This is a genomic window from Peribacillus sp. NPDC076916 (genome assembly GCF_050269675.1).
Taxonomy (GTDB): domain Bacteria; phylum Bacillota; class Bacilli; order Bacillales; family DSM-1321; genus Peribacillus; species Peribacillus aracenensis.
This window is the reverse complement of record NZ_JBNNIU010000001.1, coordinates 790,432-808,706: the sequence shown is the minus strand read 5'-3', so window position 1 is coordinate 808,706 and position 18,275 is coordinate 790,432. Positions and strand designations below refer to the sequence as shown.

Annotated in this window: 17 protein-coding genes; 6 read left to right on the top strand and 11 right to left on the bottom strand. The window is 40.4% G+C overall.

The window, feature by feature from the left end:
• Positions 1 to 192: 192 nt before the first annotated feature.
• The gene (locus tag ACQKFG_RS04045; RefSeq protein WP_192203465.1) at positions 193 to 813 is read right to left on the bottom strand and encodes a DNA-3-methyladenine glycosylase; all 621 of its coding nucleotides are present in this window, start codon (positions 811 to 813) and stop codon (positions 193 to 195) included.
• A 110-nt stretch (positions 814 to 923) separates the two neighbouring features.
• Positions 924 to 2,489, bottom strand: a complete 1,566-nt coding sequence (locus tag ACQKFG_RS04040; RefSeq protein WP_427556430.1) for an MDR family MFS transporter — start codon at positions 2,487 to 2,489, stop codon at positions 924 to 926.
• A 267-nt stretch (positions 2,490 to 2,756) separates the two neighbouring features.
• Here ACQKFG_RS04040 and proC point away from each other — a divergent pair, with 267 nt between their 5' ends.
• Together proC and ACQKFG_RS04030 are read left to right on the top strand one after the other, a co-directional pair.
• A complete protein-coding gene (proC, locus tag ACQKFG_RS04035) occupies positions 2,757 to 3,563 on the top strand; it encodes a pyrroline-5-carboxylate reductase (protein WP_192203467.1) in 807 nt (268 codons plus the stop codon).
• 84 nt (positions 3,564 to 3,647) lie between these two features.
• Positions 3,648 to 5,015 carry an FAD-binding oxidoreductase gene (locus ACQKFG_RS04030; protein WP_349729164.1) on the top strand — a complete coding sequence of 456 codons (1,368 nt, stop codon included), beginning with the start codon at positions 3,648 to 3,650 and terminating at the stop codon, positions 5,013 to 5,015.
• Between the two features lie 348 nt (positions 5,016 to 5,363).
• Here the strand turns inward: ACQKFG_RS04030 and ald are convergent, their stop codons facing one another.
• The 6 genes from ald to ACQKFG_RS04000 form a co-directional block, all read right to left on the bottom strand.
• The gene (gene ald / locus ACQKFG_RS04025) at positions 5,364 to 6,497 is read right to left on the bottom strand and encodes an alanine dehydrogenase (RefSeq protein WP_192203469.1); all 1,134 of its coding nucleotides are present in this window, start codon (positions 6,495 to 6,497) and stop codon (positions 5,364 to 5,366) included.
• Between the two features lie 173 nt (positions 6,498 to 6,670).
• Positions 6,671 to 7,492 (bottom strand): EcsC family protein, encoded by an 822-nt coding sequence (locus tag ACQKFG_RS04020; protein WP_427556425.1) that lies wholly within the window; start codon positions 7,490 to 7,492, stop codon positions 6,671 to 6,673.
• 49 nt (positions 7,493 to 7,541) lie between these two features.
• Positions 7,542 to 8,798 (bottom strand): PucR family transcriptional regulator, encoded by a 1,257-nt coding sequence (locus ACQKFG_RS04015; RefSeq protein WP_427556422.1) that lies wholly within the window; start codon positions 8,796 to 8,798, stop codon positions 7,542 to 7,544.
• A 129-nt stretch (positions 8,799 to 8,927) separates the two neighbouring features.
• On the bottom strand, positions 8,928 to 9,926 hold the full coding sequence (locus ACQKFG_RS04010; RefSeq protein WP_192203472.1) for an inorganic phosphate transporter: 999 nt from the start codon (positions 9,924 to 9,926) through the stop codon (positions 8,928 to 8,930).
• 15 nt (positions 9,927 to 9,941) lie between these two features.
• Positions 9,942 to 10,562 (bottom strand): DUF47 domain-containing protein, encoded by a 621-nt coding sequence (locus tag ACQKFG_RS04005; protein WP_063235631.1) that lies wholly within the window; start codon positions 10,560 to 10,562, stop codon positions 9,942 to 9,944.
• Positions 10,563 to 10,800: 238 nt separating this feature from the next.
• Complete coding sequence (locus ACQKFG_RS04000; RefSeq protein WP_192203473.1) at positions 10,801 to 11,799, bottom strand: inorganic phosphate transporter; 999 nt, start codon at positions 11,797 to 11,799, stop codon at positions 10,801 to 10,803.
• 396 nt (positions 11,800 to 12,195) lie between these two features.
• Here ACQKFG_RS04000 and ACQKFG_RS03995 point away from each other — a divergent pair, with 396 nt between their 5' ends.
• Both ACQKFG_RS03995 and ACQKFG_RS03990 read left to right on the top strand, forming a co-directional pair.
• On the top strand, positions 12,196 to 13,026 hold the full coding sequence (locus ACQKFG_RS03995; protein WP_342615168.1) for an aldo/keto reductase: 831 nt from the start codon (positions 12,196 to 12,198) through the stop codon (positions 13,024 to 13,026).
• Between the two features lie 464 nt (positions 13,027 to 13,490).
• Positions 13,491 to 13,745: a GlsB/YeaQ/YmgE family stress response membrane protein gene (locus tag ACQKFG_RS03990; protein WP_179086047.1), complete on the top strand. Its 255-nt coding sequence runs from the start codon at positions 13,491 to 13,493 to the stop codon at positions 13,743 to 13,745.
• Between the two features lie 202 nt (positions 13,746 to 13,947).
• Here the strand turns inward: ACQKFG_RS03990 and ACQKFG_RS03985 are convergent, their stop codons facing one another.
• Positions 13,948 to 14,859 (bottom strand): RluA family pseudouridine synthase, encoded by a 912-nt coding sequence (locus tag ACQKFG_RS03985; protein WP_427556416.1) that lies wholly within the window; start codon positions 14,857 to 14,859, stop codon positions 13,948 to 13,950.
• A gap of 231 nt (positions 14,860 to 15,090) precedes the next feature.
• Here ACQKFG_RS03985 and ACQKFG_RS03980 point away from each other — a divergent pair, with 231 nt between their 5' ends.
• Positions 15,091 to 15,510: a YhcU family protein gene (locus ACQKFG_RS03980; protein WP_260284401.1), complete on the top strand. Its 420-nt coding sequence runs from the start codon at positions 15,091 to 15,093 to the stop codon at positions 15,508 to 15,510.
• A 67-nt stretch (positions 15,511 to 15,577) separates the two neighbouring features.
• Here the strand turns inward: ACQKFG_RS03980 and ACQKFG_RS03975 are convergent, their stop codons facing one another.
• Together ACQKFG_RS03975 and ACQKFG_RS03970 are read right to left on the bottom strand one after the other, a co-directional pair.
• Positions 15,578 to 16,048, bottom strand: coding sequence for a thioredoxin family protein (locus tag ACQKFG_RS03975; RefSeq protein WP_192203476.1), 471 nt, complete (start codon positions 16,046 to 16,048; stop codon positions 15,578 to 15,580).
• Between the two features lie 126 nt (positions 16,049 to 16,174).
• Positions 16,175 to 16,462, bottom strand: coding sequence for a hypothetical protein (locus ACQKFG_RS03970; RefSeq protein WP_349729159.1), 288 nt, complete (start codon positions 16,460 to 16,462; stop codon positions 16,175 to 16,177).
• A gap of 202 nt (positions 16,463 to 16,664) precedes the next feature.
• Here ACQKFG_RS03970 and ACQKFG_RS03965 point away from each other — a divergent pair, with 202 nt between their 5' ends.
• Positions 16,665 to 18,212, top strand: coding sequence for a carbon-nitrogen hydrolase family protein (locus ACQKFG_RS03965; RefSeq protein WP_192203477.1), 1,548 nt, complete (start codon positions 16,665 to 16,667; stop codon positions 18,210 to 18,212).
• Positions 18,213 to 18,275: the final 63 nt, after the last annotated feature.

The window sequence follows — 18,275 nt, the reverse complement described above, 5'->3', positions numbered from 1 at the left end:
TTGGCAGGAATAATTATTACTTCAATATAAGCCTTGTTCCTTTTGGCTAGAGCTTACATTAGCGATATTCATAATGTTTTCATACACGACTTGTTGATATGGATTTAGGGATGCTTACGGACAAAGTAAAATCCCTCAAAGTTGTGTAATATCCACGGAATTTACACAACTTTGAGGGGATAAAATCATGGTTCATTTTTTCGGCACAGCTTTATTAATTAGGTTTTTACGGGATATGAACGGATTGTCGGTAATCCAGAAACGCCAAGGATAATCTTTTGCTGCCCCGGAGTTGTCGATTCCGACGCGGGGGCCGCTGGATATGTGTTCAGGCATTTTTCCGGCAGCAAGATATAGCGGGGGATCCGTAAAAGTTCGACCATAATCATCCATGGTGATGCCTAGTGCCTTTGTTAGCTTCCCAGGTCCATCGGTCCATTTTCGAATATCGGCAATTCCGCGTCTTTCCTGCATTAACTCAAGCCCTGAATAGGGTTCAACAGCTCGAATTAAAATGGCCTCCGGATTTTCAGGCCCGCCGCTTACGACATTGACCAGTGTATGTGTGTGCATGACGTAAGTATAAATCAATCCGGAATTACCGAACATCACTTCCGTCCGTTTTGTCCTTCTATTTCCAAAACTATGTGCGGCCTTGTCCCCAGGTCCGATATAGGCCTCTGTTTCAACAATGAATCCAGAAGCGGTTCCATCCGCTGTTTCTTTTACAATGAGGCAGCCAAGAAGGGATTTTGCCAGTTCAAGCGTGGGCTGCTGATAAAAATCTGCGGGTAAAATTGAATGGTTTATCATAGTATCACTCCATTTAGTCTCATACAGGTAAAATTCCCTTATCAATGAAAAAGAAACATCAAGGGATTAAAAAGACCGGCTGAATATATTAGCCGGTCCCGAGCATATTTTTAGCCTAATTCTTTTTCCGTTTCTTGATCTCTTTTGATACGGCCTGAACCTACGGAAAGTGCCACTAATATCCCCGCGGAAACAAAAAAGATACCGGTGATGAAAACGCTGGAGAATGCATCGACCCAAGCATTTTCAATCGTTTTTACAAGGACATTGCTGACTTCTGCCGGCATTTTAAGGTTTTCCGGATAAAGCATGATGTTGAATAACGCATCCGTTTTATCGGCCAATGCTTTCAGTGCCTCATGCAATATAGGGTCCTTTTGGCTTACGACCGCATCATCCATATTTTGCTGGAGATTGTGATTCATGACAGCGTTCAAGATCGTGATGCCCATCGTTCCTCCTATAGATCGGAAGAATGTGGAAGCAGCTGTAACCGACCCTAGTTGGGATTTTGGAAACTCGTTTTGAACGGCAATCATCAATGTCGGCATGACAAGACCCATACCTATTCCAAGGATGGCCATGAATGAGTACGCAGTGAATATAGTCGTACTGCTGCCCATCATGCTCATTAGGAAGAAGCCAAGCGTTGCAAAGACCATTCCAAAGGTAAGCACAGTACGAAAACGGAATTTCAATAGTAACCGCCCACCAATGATACTGGAAAGAATCATGCCGACCATCATCGGAGTCATGGTCGATCCCGCTTTTGTTGGTGAAACTCCCAGTACGCCTTGCATGAACAGCGGGACGAACATGATTGCCCCGAACATTCCAAGGCCAAGCAGGAATCCCAAAATATTCGTGGTGGAAAAAACTCTATTTTTAAAAAGGGATAAATCAAGGATCGGTTCGACTGCTCTTCTTTCAAAAATGATGAATAGGGCAATGAAGACAATGGTGCTGCCGAAAATCAAGAAAGATTCCAGTGATAACCATTCAAATTTATCACCACCGAAGGTCAAGCCCAGCAGTAACAGCACAATACCAGGAATCAAGGTGAAAATCCCCAGGTAATCGATATTCACCTTCTCTGCTTTCCTTATGGCTTCATGTTTCAATCCAACATAAATCAAAATGGCAGATAGTAAGCCCGTCGGTACATTGATCAAAAAGATCCAATGCCAGCTGATATGGTCAACGATCAGGCCGCCCAGAAAAGGACCGATGACGGAACTTAAACCAAAAAGAGCTCCAAATACACCCTGCCATTTGGCTCTTTGTTCGGCAGAGAATATATCGCCGATGATCGTTTGGGATAAAGGCATGATCATCCCGCCGCCGATTCCCTGCAGCCCTCTATAAATGATCAATTGCTCCATCGAAGTGGCTGTGGCACATAAAAACGAACCAATCGTAAAAATGATCGTACCAAGCAGATAAAGGGAACGCCTGCCATATAAATCAGATAGCTTTCCAACAATGGGTACGACAGTCGTTGAGGCTATTAAATAGGCAGTCGTCACCCATGCAAAGATGGTAAAACCATTCAATTCCCCGATAATTGTCGGCATGGCCGTACCGACGATCGTCTGTTCCAATGAACTGAAAAACATTCCTATGATCAATCCTGTTAAAACTAGCTTGGTATTAACTGCTTTTTTTTCCATTTTCATATGATTTCTCCATTCCTGGAATTGTATTCCTTGTTCGTTTTTTGACTGATAGGTCAAAATTATAAATCTGAAATGACCATTTAGTCAACGGTTTTTTCACTGAAAATTTCCATTGAATTTGGATATCAAGATTCATCCATAACAATTAAGTAATTCGACCAGAAACCACCAAATCCTTCCTGATTAATATCTCCAACGTGTTTCCATTTATGATATCCGATATAATAAGAAGGAATATAGATGAACTTATGATTGGAAGTGTAAGATATGAATAAAAAAATCGGGTTTATTGGATGCGGCAAAATGGGTGAGGCAATGCTTGAGGGCATGTTGCTTGCAGAGGTCATTTCACCTGAAGGGATCATGGTCAGTACTGCGAGTGCGGAAACTAAAACTAAAATCACCACGAAATATAACGTTAAAGGCACTTTGGATAATTTAGAGGTTGCTGGTTTTGCCGACATTCTCTTTCTAGGGATCCAACCTGCCATGCATAAGCAAGTGCTTGAAGAAGTGAAGAATCATGTGAAAGAAGAAGCTGTAATCATTACCATGGCAGCTGGGATCACTATATCTTTAGTTGAGAGCAGCTTCGGAAAAAAAGTGAAGGTTATCCGGACGATGCCAAACACTCCTTCGCTTGTCGGTGAAGGCATGACGGCCATGAGCATCAATGCTGAAATTACCGATGCTGATATAGAGGATGTGACTTTTTTGCTGAATAGTTTCGGTAAAACGGAAATCCTCCATGAAGATTTGATGGACGCAGTACCGGCCATCAGCGGTTCGTCGCCTGCTTATGTATACATGTTCATCGAGGCGCTGGCTGATGGAGGGGTCCGTGATGGAATTCCACGGAAACAAGCGTACCGAATGGCAGCACAAGCTGTAATGGGGGCTGCTAAAATGGTACTGGAAACGGAAAGGCATCCTGCTGCTTTAAAGGATGATGTCTGCACGCCGGGAGGATCAACGATAGCTGCGGTAGCGTCTTTAGAAGAGAATCAGCTAAGATCCAGCATTCTGCAAGCAATGAAGTCCTGCACGGATAAAACGAAAGGTTTCAGCAAATGAAGAAAGATGGATTGCCTATTAGCGGGCAATCTCATTTTGTACAATATTTTCAGAATGTTTGGTAAAAAAAGAGGAGGCAGCATAATGAATGGTTATATAGAAAAATTAAGGAAGATACTGACGGAAGAACAAGTAACGGTGAATGAAACATTATTGGAACAGCATAGCCATGATGAATCCTACCATACTCCGCATTTACCGGATATGGTCATATACCCAAGGGATACTGCGGAAGTAAGCGCAGTCATGCGGTTTGCGAATGAGCATGAAATACCGGTCATTCCTTTTGGATTGGGTTCAAGTTTGGAGGGGCATGTCGTTCCTGTCAAGGGTGGAATTTCCCTGGATTTGTCCTTGATGAATCAAATATTGGAAATCAGGGAAAATGATTTCCTTGTGAAGGTCCAACCAGGTGTGACAAGGACGCAACTCAATAAAGAATTAAAAAAATACGGTTTGTTCTTTTCCGTCGATCCTGGTGCAGATGCTACATTGGGAGGGATGGCAGCTACGAATGCAAGTGGTACGACCTCGGTCAAATATGGGATAATGCGGGATCAAGTCAGGGATCTGGAAGTGGTTTTAGCAAACGGTGAAGTCATTCATTCCGGAAGTTTAGCGACAAAGTCATCTTCAGGCATTCATTTGAATGGCTTGTTTGTCGGCTCTGAAGGTACGCTAGGTGTATTTACTGAACTGACATTAAAGATATATGGCATTCCTGAAGTCACAATGGCTGGGAGGGCCTCATTTCCAACCGTCGAACAGGCAGTATCTGCGGTTAATGGGATCATGCTTGCTGGAATTCCGATTGCACGAATTGAATTGGTTGATGCCGAGTCCATAAAAAAGGTTAATCAATTCATGGACAAATCCTATGATGTCAAGCCAACTTTATTCCTCGAGTTTCATGGGAATTTTGCCGGCTTGGAACAGGACGTCAAATTTGCCAAGGAAATCGTAAGTGATTTTGGCTGTGGCGATATTCAGTTTGAAACCGATTCAAAAGCACGGAATGCCTTATGGGAAGCACGCCATAACCTCGCTTATGCATTCATTCACAGCGCACCTGGAAAGAAGCTGATGGTGACCGACGTAAGTGTGCCCCTTCATGAATTATCGAATGCCATACTGGATACAAGGAAGAAAGTCGAACAATCCAAAGTGGAGGGTGCGATCGTAGGACATGTAGGTGACGGGAATTATCACGTATTGTTCATGATCGATCTGAAAAATCCTGAAGAAGTAAAAGAAGCGAAGAGGTTAAATGAAGAAATCGTCGAATATGCATTAACAAAAGGCGGTACATGTACGGGTGAACATGGAGTAGGACTTGGAAAATCGAAGTATCAGCGAAGGGAGCATGGAGGAGCTTACGAAGTGATGAAAACGATCAAACAGGCATTGGATCCGAAAGGAATAATGAATCCTGGGAAGATCTTCATAGATTAAGAGGAATATACTATTTTATAGATTAGTAATAACATCAAACAGACTTGATCCCATATAAAATATAGTGGAAATCTTGTCTATTATATGGGGCCAAGTCGAAAAAGCCATCTATATATCACGGAATTTAAACATATATTCGCATAAAAATGATTTTCGTCTTTCATTCGGGCTATAATCGGAAAATGGTCCGTCCGATCTGATAATTTGACCTATATCTGGCTAAATCGCCCGTAGTGCGGCTAATCCGGCCTGATCCAGATATTGTACGAAGAAGTACAGCTTTCAACGAGATTCTCGTCCAAAAAAACAAGACTCCAGACAAGGTTTTGTCTGGAGTCTTATTTTTTATTAAGCGTTAATGTTATTTGAATTTAAGGCATTTTCAACACTTACATAGTTGTAGCCAAGGTCTGTGGCAACTGCTTCGAACGTGATTTCACCGTTCGCTACATTGACGCCTTTTGCAAGTGCATCATTTTCAAGGATCGCTTTGATGGCACCTTTGTTTGCAATTTGAAGTGCGAATGGTACTGTTACGTTAGTTAATGCAACTGTAGAAGTTTGAGGCACTGCTCCTGGCATATTCGCCACTGCATAATGCACTACTCCATGTTTAACATAAGTAGGGTTATCATGTGTTGTTATGTGGTCGACCGTTTCAAAGATACCGCCTTGGTCGATTGCAACATCGACAATGACTGAACCAGGAGACATCGATTTAACCATTTCTTCAGTAACGAGCTTAGGAGCTTTTGCACCTGGAATCAATACAGCACCGATCACTAAATCGGCATCTTTGACTGCTTCCGCAATATTATAAGGGTTGGAGATAAGTGTAGTCAGTTCATTTCCGAAAATATCATCAAGCTGACGAAGGCGGTCAGGGCTTAAGTCAAGAATGGTAACATCTGCGCCTAATCCAATAGCGATTTTAGCAGCATTCGTTCCAACCATACCTCCGCCGACAACAGCGACTTTACCACGTTTAACTCCAGGAACTCCGCTTAAAAGTATTCCTTTGCCGCCGTTATTTTTTTCAAGGAACTGAGCACCGATTTGTGCAGCCATGCGTCCTGCAACTTCACTCATTGGTGTCAATAATGGTAGTGTGCGGTTTACTGCAACCGTTTCATAAGCAATGGCCAAGACACCGCTTTCTTTTAGGGCCTGAGTTAGTGCCGGTTCAGCCGCAAGATGTAAATATGTGAAAAGGATCAAATCTTTTCGGAAATATTTATATTCAGATGAGATAGGCTCTTTTACTTTCATGATCATATCTGTGCTTGACCAAACGCTAGCAGCGTCCTCGACTATAACAGCACCAGCTTCTTGATATGATTCATTTGTAAAACTGCTTCCTAGACCTGCGTTCATTTCGATTAATACTTCGTGACCTGCATTGACTAATGCCACAACCCCGGCTGGAGTGATAGCTACACGGTTTTCATTGTTTTTAATCTCTTTTGGAATTCCTATTCTCATCTTAATCCCTCCAATAATATGTTTTTACTATTTGTATAACAAGTATAGTTGGAAAAAGAAATAGTTAGTATGTGGAAATCAGAAAATTGAAAAAGGTGTATTTGTGGAATTCCACAAACGCAGTGTCAAAAAATATGGGCTAGCCAGGAACAAGACCTTTTTAAAAGCTGAATTCAATTCTTTGCAATAGGTTCTTGAAGGCGCTCTAAAATCCTTCTTTTCTTATATAGCATGATTCCCGTATCGGCTATATCGGCAATCATGGAACGATTTGTAAGGGCGCCAAAGATTATCCCGGCAACAGGAACCATTTGCATAAGCTTTTTCCAGCCAAACTGATCACGGTATGTATAAACGACTTCCCGCCAACCTTGCAGTTCGGATGCTATTTCCCTTTTTGATTGGGAATCGGTCTGGTCCATTTTCGATAATTCATTTAATAGAGCCTTTTTGCCGACAACATCCGATGTTGTGAATTGCAGACATTTGACGATGAAAATACGTTCTTGGCGGTCTCTAGGATTGAAGCCATATGTGATGGCGATATCCTGAAGCGTTTTGATAGACATGCCGAGAAGAAGGGGGATGTCTATGGCCAAGGTGAAAATTCCGCCAATCCCTGTAGTGGCACCTTGAACCGTTGCCAATTTGCTGCCTGAATTTTTAATATCCTGACTCACGCTATCCATGATTTGGAGGGGGATGCCTGAAACATCTTCCAGGGCTTTAATTTCCAACTCGGGAATCTTGGCTTGCAGCTGACTTAGAATATGAGATTCTTTCGTTAAATATTTTCCGCCATTCTGAATGTAGCTGCCGATTTCATCAAGCATGACACCCAATTTTTTCTGAATGAAATCCGGTGTCAACTTATCCAATAGCTTGAAGGGAATCCGTCCGATCCTTTCCCAAAACCATAGTCCTTTCTGATCTTTTTCCCATTTTTCAATGATTGTTAATTCTTTTTCAAGCTCTTCTTTTGTTTCAAGTTTCATATGATCAACCTTTCCACACTTCTAGTATTCCATATCAGGGAATATATCATTAATTTTTCTTGTGAAATTCATCATATTGATTAAGTTTAATGTTAAGGAAGAGGGACATTTTTTGAATCGGGTCTTTTAGCCGAATATTTCCCACTTCAGAGATTCTTTTTAATCGGTAATTCAATGTATTCACATGGATATGAAGATTACTTGAAGATTCATTTGGATTGCAGTCTTTCTCTAGATAGACAGTGAGCGTGTGCAGCAATTCCGTCTGGTTTTTCATGTCATATGCTTTTAGCTTAAGGATGGAAGGATGAACACGACGCTGTTTGTTGCTTGCGAGTGATTCAATCATTTGAAACATGCCAAGTTCTTCATAATGTAAAATGAGTTTCATGTCATCTGGGAAAATACTCTTCATTTTAAGGGTGTATTGAGCTTCTTCGTAACTTGATTTAACATCCATTAAGTTTTTATACATATTGCCAGCCGTTCCAAGGATATGCTCAACACCGAAACGCTGTTTCATCTCCAGGATGAAAAAAGGAATGAACTCATAAATCGATGAAGTGAAAGATGGGCTGTTTTCCTGGTTGCCTCCCGCGAAAAGAATGAGCTTGTTATGGTCAATGGCAAATAAGGAACTGTTTATCTTCTGAGTGGTCGTTAACATGTATGAAATGTAACGCTCCACTTCGCGATTGATCTCTTTAGGAAATTCGAATACCAATATGGAAAAAACCACTGGAACGTGGATGGAAAATTTCTTGAAATGTTCAATTATTTCCGATTCTTCTTGGTAGTGCCCGGTCAACATGCGCCAAAGGAACTCTTGATGACCTGCTTCTTTCCTTTTCTTTTTCAATTGCAATTGCTGTAACTGGTTCTTCGCCTCCTTGGCAGCGAATTGCAAAAATTTCATATCTTCTCCGGAGAAAGGTTCATTTACTTCCAAAGCCCAAATGAATCCAAGTACTTCATTATTTTTCCGGATGGAAACCGCAACCCTGTTACCGAGACCAACATCATTGATGGCCCCGATTTTAATGGGGGCATCTTCTTTCAATAACGCGGGGATGAAGCCATCTTTCCATAAACTGTTGATGACCTTTTCAGGGACACGTCTTCCGATTATGGTCATGATACGAGCCTGATCCGTAGTATCATCGTGTGTGCTATAAGCAAGTAAGCGGTGGTTACCGTCCTCGATCGTAATGGGGCAACCCAAAACAGAACTGATTCTATCGGCAAATTCCATCATATCTCCATAAAGGTCTTTAAAAATATCTCTATTTTTTTCGAATTCCTTCATTTTTATTTGCCCCTCGCTAAAAAAAATTCCTTCTTCTTGAATTTTAAACGATTTCCCATTAATAAGCATAGATAAATCCTTTGTTAAAACAGAAAATCCCTACCGATGGAAACCGGAAGGGATTTTATTTTAGAATAAGAAGTTAATTAAAAGATAAAGCAAACCAGCTAATGTTGCCGAGATGGGAATGGTAATGAACCAAGTGATGATCATTCTTTTTGCCGTTCCCCATTTAACGCCCTTGACACGATGCGCAGATCCAACACCAAGGATTGAAGACGAAATAACATGGGTTGTACTGACTGGCATGTGTATTACTGTCGCGCCGAAAATGATGAAAGCCCCCGTTAAATCCGCTGCAACACCATTGACCGGACGGATTTTCATGATTTTGCCGCCAACGGTTTTAATGATTTTCCATCCGCCGACAGAAGTTCCAAGACCCATTGCTAGCGCACAGGAGAATTGAACCCAGAAGGGGATATCGGCACTTGATGCATAACCATTCGCAATGAGGGCCATCGTGATGATACCCATCGCTTTTTGTGCGTCGTTCGTTCCGTGGGTATACGATTGAAGTGCTGCAGTAGCAATCTGTATAGTACGGAATTTTTGGTTTGTTTTTGTCAGGTTATTGTTTTTAAAGACTACTTTAAAGATACTGTATACGATAAACCCGATTGCAAAAGCAATTAGCGGGGAGAAAATCAAAGCTTGAAGAATTTTCATGAACCCTTCCCATTTAATGCCGGCGAAGCCTGCTGCAGCAATGGCGGCACCTGCAATCGAACCAATCAATGCATGGGAGGAACTGCTTGGTATTCCGTAATACCAGGTAAGAAGGTTCCATATGATAGCGGCAAGCAGGGCAGCCAAGATTACATACGAACCATTCGGAAGCGTGAATGGATCCACGATATCCTTCGTTATGGTCTTCGCTACTCCAGTGAATGTCATAGCTCCGACGAAGTTCATGATGGCTGCCATGATGATGGCATGCCTAGGCTTCATGGCCTTTGTTGAAACGGCAGTCGCAATTGCATTGGCTGTATCATGAAAACCATTGATGAAGTCAAATGCTAAAGCAAAGAAAACGATTAATATTGTTAAAATTAATAAAGTATCCATTTATTGGGGTACTCCTTAGGCGTTTTTCATTATGATTGTTTCAAGTGTATTGGCCACTGCTTGACAGTGATCGGCGATTTCTTCAAGGCTTTCGTAAATTTCTTTATATTGAATGATTCTGATTGGATCTTTTTCAACTGTAAACAAGTTTTTGATTGATTGACGTTGGATTCCGTCACAAACTGATTCAAGATCTTTAATCTTGATTGCATTTTCGCGAATCATTGGTAATTTCTTAGTGGATAGTGTATCGACAGCATTTTCAATCTCATACGTACACTGTTTGATTGCATCCACAAACTTAAGCATATACTCATCTGCATTGACAATTGAGTACATCTCGAATAATGCTGCACAGTGTTCCAAACCGTCTATGACATCATCCATTCTCATGGTCAATTCAAGTATATCTTCCCGTTCGATAGGAGTGATGAAGGCATTGTTCAGCTCTTTAATCACATTATGAACCATTGAATCGCCTTTATGCTCATAGTCTTTCATCGTATCTGAAAATACTTTGAGATCGGAGATGTTTTTGAGTTTATAATCCGCGAAATAGTCAGCACCTTCTTTAAGGTTTTGAGCGATGTTAAAAAGCATTACTGCGAATTTGTCTTTTTTTGATTTAAAAGCCATGTTAAAGCCTCCCAATTAGTCATGCAAATTTACGCACTTTAGTCGTACGCTTAGTATTAACAAATTGATTGTAACGAATTCATGTAGTATCCGGGAAGGTTTTTCGACGAAAATTTACAAAATCTTAATAAAACTTTATATAAAAACACAATGAAAATTAAAAAATGGGAAAAACCCTACAATTATAAGGGGGTAATCTGTAAAAAAAAGCCTTTCCAATATGGAAAGGCAAAAGTTTCTATAAAAATAAAGCGATTAAATAGTAAATGATTCCAGCTAAGGAAGCAGAAATTGGCAATGTAATGAACCAAGTGATCAACATGTTTTTTGCGGTTCCCCATTTTACCCCTTTGATGCGGTGTGCAGAACCGACCCCAAGTATTGAAGAAGATATGACATGTGTCGTGCTGACCGGCATATGCAGGAAGGTTGCACCGAAAATGATGGATGCTCCAGTCATATCGGCAGCCACACCGTTAACCGGGCGGATTTTCATGATTTTACCGCCAACGGTTTTGATGATCTTCCAGCCTCCGATTGATGTACCAAGCGCCATGGCTATTGCGCAGGATAGTTGTACCCAGAAAGGAACTTCAGAGGTAGAGGCATAACCGTTTGCGATTAAAGCCATCGTGATGATCCCCATGGATTTTTGAGCATCATTCGTTCCATGTGTATAAGACTGGATGGCCGCCGTGAGAATTTGTATTCTCCTGAATCGCTTATTGGTTTTTCCTAAATTATTATTTTTGAATACTACCTTGAAGATACTGTAAACAATGAATCCAAGCGTGAAGGCAAGGATAGGGGATAGAATCAAGGCTTGTACAATTTTAGTGAATCCACTCCATTTAATCGCATCGAATCCACTAGCCACGATGGCAGCTCCCGCTATTGAACCAATGATCGCATGGGAGGAACTGCTTGGAATGCCAAAATACCAAGTGATTAAATTCCATATTATTGCCGAAATTAGGGCGGCAAGGATTACATATGAACCATTGTTCAATGTGAAAGGATCAACGATATCCTTCGTAATGGTATGCGCTACGCCGGTGAAGGTCAGTGCTCCTAATAAATTCATGACCGCAGCCATGATGATTGCATGACGTGGTTTAAGCGCCTTGGTTGATACTGCTGTAGCGATGGCGTTAGCCGTATCATGGAAGCCATTGATAAAGTCAAAGACCAAAGCAAAAATAATAATTAGCGCGGTTAAGATGAGTAGGCTATTCATACATGGAGGACTCCCTTGATTTCAAGTATGTAAAGTGTATATGGATTGTCGCCAATGAATGGGCAGGACAGTTTGCAACTCCTCAATATTAGAATGGGAGTTTTACATTTGATTATTCTTAAAATTTGGCACCTTCTTTTTTACTTGGTTTTAAGCCGAACTATTCAATTGTAACGAATTTCATACCTATAAGGATAGATGTTTCGTCATTTTTTTACAAAATATTTAACTTAGTGAATGATTTAAAAGATAAAATGATCCCTTTAATATATATAATATGGTATGTAAGTGTGTGTTTTCGCTTAAGAGGCTCTATATAAATCCCGAGGCTTATGGTTAGAAATAGAAGGTGGAGGGATGTATAATTGGTAAATAAAAGTAAGGGGGAATGATGGAATGATTTCAAATATTGGGGAAACGATCACCTTACATAATGGAGTTAAAATGCCACAGTTGGGTTTCGGTGTATTTAAAGTGAAAAATGGCAATGAAACGGTTGAATCCGTCAAGAAAGCGATCGAAGTTGGTTATCGTGCGATTGATACGGCGGCCATTTATGAAAATGAAGAAGGTGTTGGCCAGGCGATTCGGGAATGCGGAGTGCCACGTGAAGAATTGTTCATTACATCTAAAGTGTGGAATACAGAGCAAGGATACGAAACGACGCTCAAGGCATTTGATGATAGTTTACATCGCCTTGGTTTGGAATACTTGGATTTATACTTGATCCACTGGCCGGGAAAAGATAAATATCTGGAAACCTGGAGGGCATTGGAAAAGCTTTATAAGGATGGAAAGGTGAAATCAATCGGTGTAAGTAATTTCCATGTTCATCATTTGGAGAAGTTATTTGCAAACAGTGAAGTGAAACCGGTCGTCAATCAAATTGAATTGCATCCACTTTTGACTCAAGTCGAAATTCGTGACTACTGTGCAAAACATGAAATAAAGGTAGAATCCTGGAGCCCGCTGGGCAGAGGGAACCTATTGGAAGAGCCGACAATTAATCATATAGCGAAGAAGCACGGGAAAAGCTCAGCCCAAGTATTGATTAGGTGGCATCTACAACATGATCTAGTTGTAATACCTAAATCGATTACACCGTCCCGTATCGAGGAAAATGCAGAGGTATTTGACTTTTCATTAAGCCTGAATGAAATGAATCAAATAGATGCCTTGAACAAAAATGAACGGTTCGGCAGCAATCCCGATGAACTTTTGTTTTAAAAAATACTGATAGAAGGGTGTCCCAAATGGGGCATCCTTTTTCTTTTTCCTCATGAACATAATTGAGACAGTTATTGCTTATACTAACTATGTGACAAAGTTGAGCCTATGGTATACCCGTTTAATATGTCTAATAATCCTGTTTTCATTGCCAAATATTTTTTAAAAAAATTAGGTTTTAGATTAATTAAACGGGGAAAATAATGAGTACAGCGGCAAACAAAAAGAAAAAATTCACTAACATGAGGATTGTCCAATCAGTTACTCAAGGGCTATAGCTAGCTAAATCTACCCAATAACTAAAACATTCACATTCATTAGATATTGTGCGTTATCGGCATCATACCATTTGAATGTAAAAGTTAAAATTACTGAAAAAAGGCATGACAATATGGAAGTGATTTGATTTCTTGGAGTCTGCTGCAGAAATTGAAAAATAACTAATTTTAAGGAGGAAATATATTATGGGATTTTTATGGTCATTAATTATCGGAGGTATCATTGGTTGGTTAGCAGGTATGATTGTTGGACGTGACGTACCATTTGGAATTATCGGTAACATTATCGCTGGTTTTGTTGGTGCATGGTTAGGTTCGTTGATTCTTGGGAACTGGGGCCCTTCAGTAGCGGATTTCGCTATAATTCCAGCATTGATTGGTGCTATCGTGTTTGTTTTCGTCTTAAGCCTTATCTTAAAAGGCATGAGAAAAGCTTCATAAATGCAAAGATTAAGCTGGCCCAAGTGGCCAGCTATTTTTTTTGCCAAAATGGACGGATTTTCGTCCCGACATGCCTTTAAGCCATCAATTCGCCCCAATCGTAGAAAATCCTGCCGCTGGTCCACAAAAAAATATGGGCAACAATTTCATACTAATGGAAGTAATAAGAACACCGTTCCCAATGGAACGGTGTTTATTCAGTTTAAATGGTGATATCGAATATTTCAGGTCTATCCATGAAAGGAGCTTCAATGCTCATTTTTTTTTCTGAAATGGGGTGGATGAATTCAATTTTCCTAGCATGCAGGGCTTGACGTGGAAATGTCTTTTTTCCGCCATACAAGGTATCTCCGGCCAAGGGGTGATTCAAATGACTGAAATGCACCCTGATTTGATGGGTTCGGCCGCTTTCCAGTGTACAGCTGACAAGTGTCAAGTTTTTCTTGGGATCGCGATTGAGTACCTGAAAATGGGTGACTGCCGTCTGGCCTGTAGGGGAAACCCTTCGTCTCGTGGCATGGTGTCGATCGCGGCCAATTTTTTCTTTGATTTCGCCTTCGTTCCTTTTAATGTTTCCTTCAACTAAAGCTAGATATGTCCGTTTAATCTCCCTTTCTTCCAACATTCTATCCAGCATGGACCCTATGAGGCGGTTTTTGGCAAAAAGGACCGCACCGGTGGTATCCTGATCAAGCCTATGAATATGCTTGATCATACAGGACTGGCCAGTTTTTTGAAGATGGTGCGCCACTCCATTGATGAGGGAGTGTGACTCACCCGGTTGAGAAGGGTGGGTATCCATTCCAGCCGGTTTATTGGCTATCAACAACACATCATCTTCATATATGATGGGAATTCCTAAGTCTGTCGCTTGAACTGTTTCATTTTCAGCGTGATCCAATAAAGGGATGCTGATCGTATCTCCTTCATTAAGAACAGTTGACCATGCGACGGAATTTCCGTTCACTGTCACTTCTTTACTCATCCTCCATTCATGGACTAATTTCTTTGGGGCCTTCCACCGGTCCCTAAAAAGCATATCCAATGTTAATCCATTCCAACTTTGGAGAACATCTATTTTTAAATGTTGGTTAGTTAATTTAAAATTTTCCAATTAAACTCCTACTTTCGACTACTTTGGTTTTATTTAAATGAAAAAATATATAATAATTAAAGATAAATCATGAAAAAAGTAACCTTGGACCTATTGTTGAAATTTCCGTGGTGGAAATTACCACATATTTTTTACAAAATTTATGTTATTCTATGGGGAAAGAAATCGCTTGTCCTAGAATATACATATAATAGATAGGTCTAACGGATCTGAAAAAAGGTGGTTTTTTTAGTGAAGACGGTCTTTTCTTCAACTGAAGAACAAGAGCAAGAAATAGCGAGTCTCGTTTCTCGTTTCTACGAATCTGTATTTCCAAAATACTTTACGGAAAGTGAAATTCTTCATTTTCGCGAGATTGGCGTTTTAGAACCCAATCAAAGTTCTGTTACTTACTTGGCAACATTAAGAGATGCATTTCAAGTAATGACATGTCTTCAAGTTCTTATGTCGATATTAGACAAACAAAAGAGAGAAGATTTTATAATGATGGAATCTAAATCTGAAGAATTGTTCCAACATAACATCACACTATTGAATGAATGCGGAATATTCTTCCCTTTTTATTATGACCATTTTTCAAGCATAAACCAAGAAGCGAATAATGATATGCAGATGATGGACATCCAGGTGGCGAATCAATATTTAGTATAAGGTAAAAAAAACGAGCCGGCTATAACGGGAGAATCATTTCCGTTAGGGCCGGCTCATTTTTTCATTCTTAATTAATATCATGGTCCTCGAACCATTTCTCGAACGTTACTTCATCATTAAAACCGACGATTCGTTCTTGTTCTTCACCATTTTTATAGTGAACGATGGTCGGGGTCTTTTTAATGCCATAATCGCTCCATCCTTGTTCAAACTCCAAAAGATTGAATTGAACAAGATCAATACCCAACTTCTCGGCCAAAGGTGCTACGACTGGTGTGGTTTTTTGACTGGTTGAATTCGTAGGACTATAGAAATAAACGGTCACGTCTTTACTATCTTGGAGGTCCTTCTCTAACTCTACAGGAAGGATCAAATTTTGATAATTGGGGTCATCCAGCTGATCGACAGTGGCAGGTTTAAGCTTATCCTTGCCGTATGGATTTCCTTTTGATTTTTCTTCTTTTTTCATGTTTGTAAAAACGCCCAGCAGGACAAAAAGGGCGACGATTATCACTAAAAATATAGCCATTTTCTTCATTAAGCTGCAACCTCCTTGGATCTTGTCCATACGATGTAAATAATAATGACGAATGCAGTCAAGGCTAGAACGTGATGGTGATGAAACCAATACGTTTATATATTGTCCTGTACATGGAACCCTTCCTCATGCAAGGGTGTGTTCGGGAAAGAATGAAACCTTTGCAAAATAATGATACGTGAAAATGTATGCACCGATGCTGTTACTATCCTGGTATAAAAGCAAATCCAATGATCCTATCGAATGATTGCAATTCCTAAAATGATCGTAAAAGGATACGTCGCTGATACCAACAGAGCGCAAACGGTTCATTTTGCTTAATTTCAGAGAAATAAAAGCTTCCAAACATAGCAATGATGGAGCAGCCAAGGCTAAAGTTAATAGGTTTTCCCCATTGCAAATAGTCTTGTTCATGGTCCCTCTTCCCCATCTCTTTTCGCTCTCATGAAAAGTATAGTATGTATGGACGGGGTCTGTAAAATATATATTCTTTTTATCGGGCATTGAGAATGGTTTTTATCCATGCAATTTTGAAATCCATGGGTAGGTTCAGTTGTTTTAATTTTTGAATAAGGGGTATAATCCTTATGGAAGAGATTAAAGGAGTATGAGGAAAATGCCCAATTTGGACCTGCATAAATATGAAAAAATAATGGAAATACGTAATATGAGGCTAGGAGACATAGATGAAATAATTGCTTTGCAGTCGAGTTGCTTTCCTGGAATGGTTCCCTGGAAGCGAGATCAGCTTGAGAGTCATCTGGCAATTTTTCCGGAAGGACAGTTTGTGGCTGAATATGATGGAAAAGTGATTGGCTCATGTTCCAGTCTCATTATTAATTTTGACGAATATGATGACCGGCATACATGGGACGATGTAACAGATAATGGATATATCACGAATCATAATCCGGACGGTTATAATTTATATGGGATCGAGGTCATGGTCCATCCTAAATTCCGCAGGATGAAAATTGGACAAAGACTATATGATTCAAGAAAAGAACTTGTTGCCCATTTGAATTTAAAAAGCATCATTATCGGCGGCAGGATCCCCAATTACCATAAACATGCGGACGAACTGTTACCAAGGGAATATGTGAAAGAAGTGCAATTGCATAAAATATATGATCCAGTTCTTTCGTTCCAGCTTTTGAATGGGTTCACGCTTATGAGGATCAATCCGAATTATTTACCGGATGATCTGCAATCGAATAAGTATGCTACGCTCATGGAGTGGAATAACGTCGATTATCAACCGAAAACAAAACGTTATTATAAAACATCAGAACCGGTAAGGGTTTGCGTCGTGCAGTACATGCTGCGTAAAATCGATTCATTCGAAGACTTCGCTAACCAAGTCGAGTATTTTACCGACGTTGCTTCGGATGCTAATGCGGATTTCGCCGTGTTCCCGGAATTATTCACCACCCAGCTGATGTCTTTCTTGAATGAAAGATCACCAAGCTTGGCTGTACGGAAACTTTCGGATTTCACGGAGCAGTACATTGAATTGTTTACCACTTTAGCTGTAAGGTATAACGTCAATATCATCGGCGGTTCCCATTTTGTAAAAGAAGATGATGATAATATCTATAATATCGCTTATTTATTCCGTCGCGATGGAACGATTGAAAAGCAATATAAAATTCATATCACACCAAATGAGAGAAAATGGTGGGGTATTAACGCCGGTGACCGCGTTCGAGTCTTTGATACGGACTGTGGAAAAATCGCCATACAAATTTGTTATGATATTGAGTTTCCAGAACTCGCCCGGATTGCTACCGACATGGGAGCCAAAATCATATTCACTCCATTTTGTACGGAAGACAGGCAAGGCTACCTGCGAGTTCGTTATTGTGCTCAGGCCCGTGCCGTGGAAAACCAAATTTATACCGTCATTTCCGGAACGGTCGGGAATCTTCCGCAAACGGAAAATATGGATATTCAGTATGCCCAATCGGGAATCTTCGCTCCATCGGATTTCGAATTTGCGCGTGATGGCATAGTCGGGGAAACCAGCCCGAACCTTGAGATGGTCCTGATTGGCGATGTTGATTTGGAAATCTTAAGGCGGGAGCGACAGTCTGGTACTGTAAGGCAATTGAAAGATCGCCGCCATGATATATACAATCTGCATTACAAAGATGGCGAAAAATAAAGAGGTAAAAGAGCTCGTGATGTGAAGAACACTAGATGTGGTTCTTTTCATTACGAGCCTTTA

Coding starts and splice junctions, on each gene's coding strand:
- ACQKFG_RS04045 (WP_192203465.1), bottom strand. CDS start 813: ATGATAAACCATTCAATTTTACCCGCAGATTTTTATCAGCAGCCCACG.
- ACQKFG_RS04040 (WP_427556430.1), bottom strand. CDS start 2,489: ATGAAAATGGAAAAAAAAGCAGTTAATACCAAGCTAGTTTTAACAGGA.
- proC (WP_192203467.1), top strand. CDS start 2,757: ATGAATAAAAAAATCGGGTTTATTGGATGCGGCAAAATGGGTGAGGCA.
- ACQKFG_RS04030 (WP_349729164.1), top strand. CDS start 3,648: ATGAATGGTTATATAGAAAAATTAAGGAAGATACTGACGGAAGAACAA.
- ald (WP_192203469.1), bottom strand. CDS start 6,497: ATGAGAATAGGAATTCCAAAAGAGATTAAAAACAATGAAAACCGTGTA.
- ACQKFG_RS04020 (WP_427556425.1), bottom strand. CDS start 7,492: ATGAAACTTGAAACAAAAGAAGAGCTTGAAAAAGAATTAACAATCATT.
- ACQKFG_RS04015 (WP_427556422.1), bottom strand. CDS start 8,798: ATGAAGGAATTCGAAAAAAATAGAGATATTTTTAAAGACCTTTATGGA.
- ACQKFG_RS04010 (WP_192203472.1), bottom strand. CDS start 9,926: ATGGATACTTTATTAATTTTAACAATATTAATCGTTTTCTTTGCTTTA.
- ACQKFG_RS04005 (WP_063235631.1), bottom strand. CDS start 10,562: ATGGCTTTTAAATCAAAAAAAGACAAATTCGCAGTAATGCTTTTTAAC.
- ACQKFG_RS04000 (WP_192203473.1), bottom strand. CDS start 11,799: ATGAATAGCCTACTCATCTTAACCGCGCTAATTATTATTTTTGCTTTG.
- ACQKFG_RS03995 (WP_342615168.1), top strand. CDS start 12,196: ATGATTTCAAATATTGGGGAAACGATCACCTTACATAATGGAGTTAAA.
- ACQKFG_RS03990 (WP_179086047.1), top strand. CDS start 13,491: ATGGGATTTTTATGGTCATTAATTATCGGAGGTATCATTGGTTGGTTA.
- ACQKFG_RS03975 (WP_192203476.1), bottom strand. CDS start 16,048: ATGAAGAAAATGGCTATATTTTTAGTGATAATCGTCGCCCTTTTTGTC.
- ACQKFG_RS03970 (WP_349729159.1), bottom strand. CDS start 16,462: ATGAACAAGACTATTTGCAATGGGGAAAACCTATTAACTTTAGCCTTG.
- ACQKFG_RS03965 (WP_192203477.1), top strand. CDS start 16,665: ATGCCCAATTTGGACCTGCATAAATATGAAAAAATAATGGAAATACGT.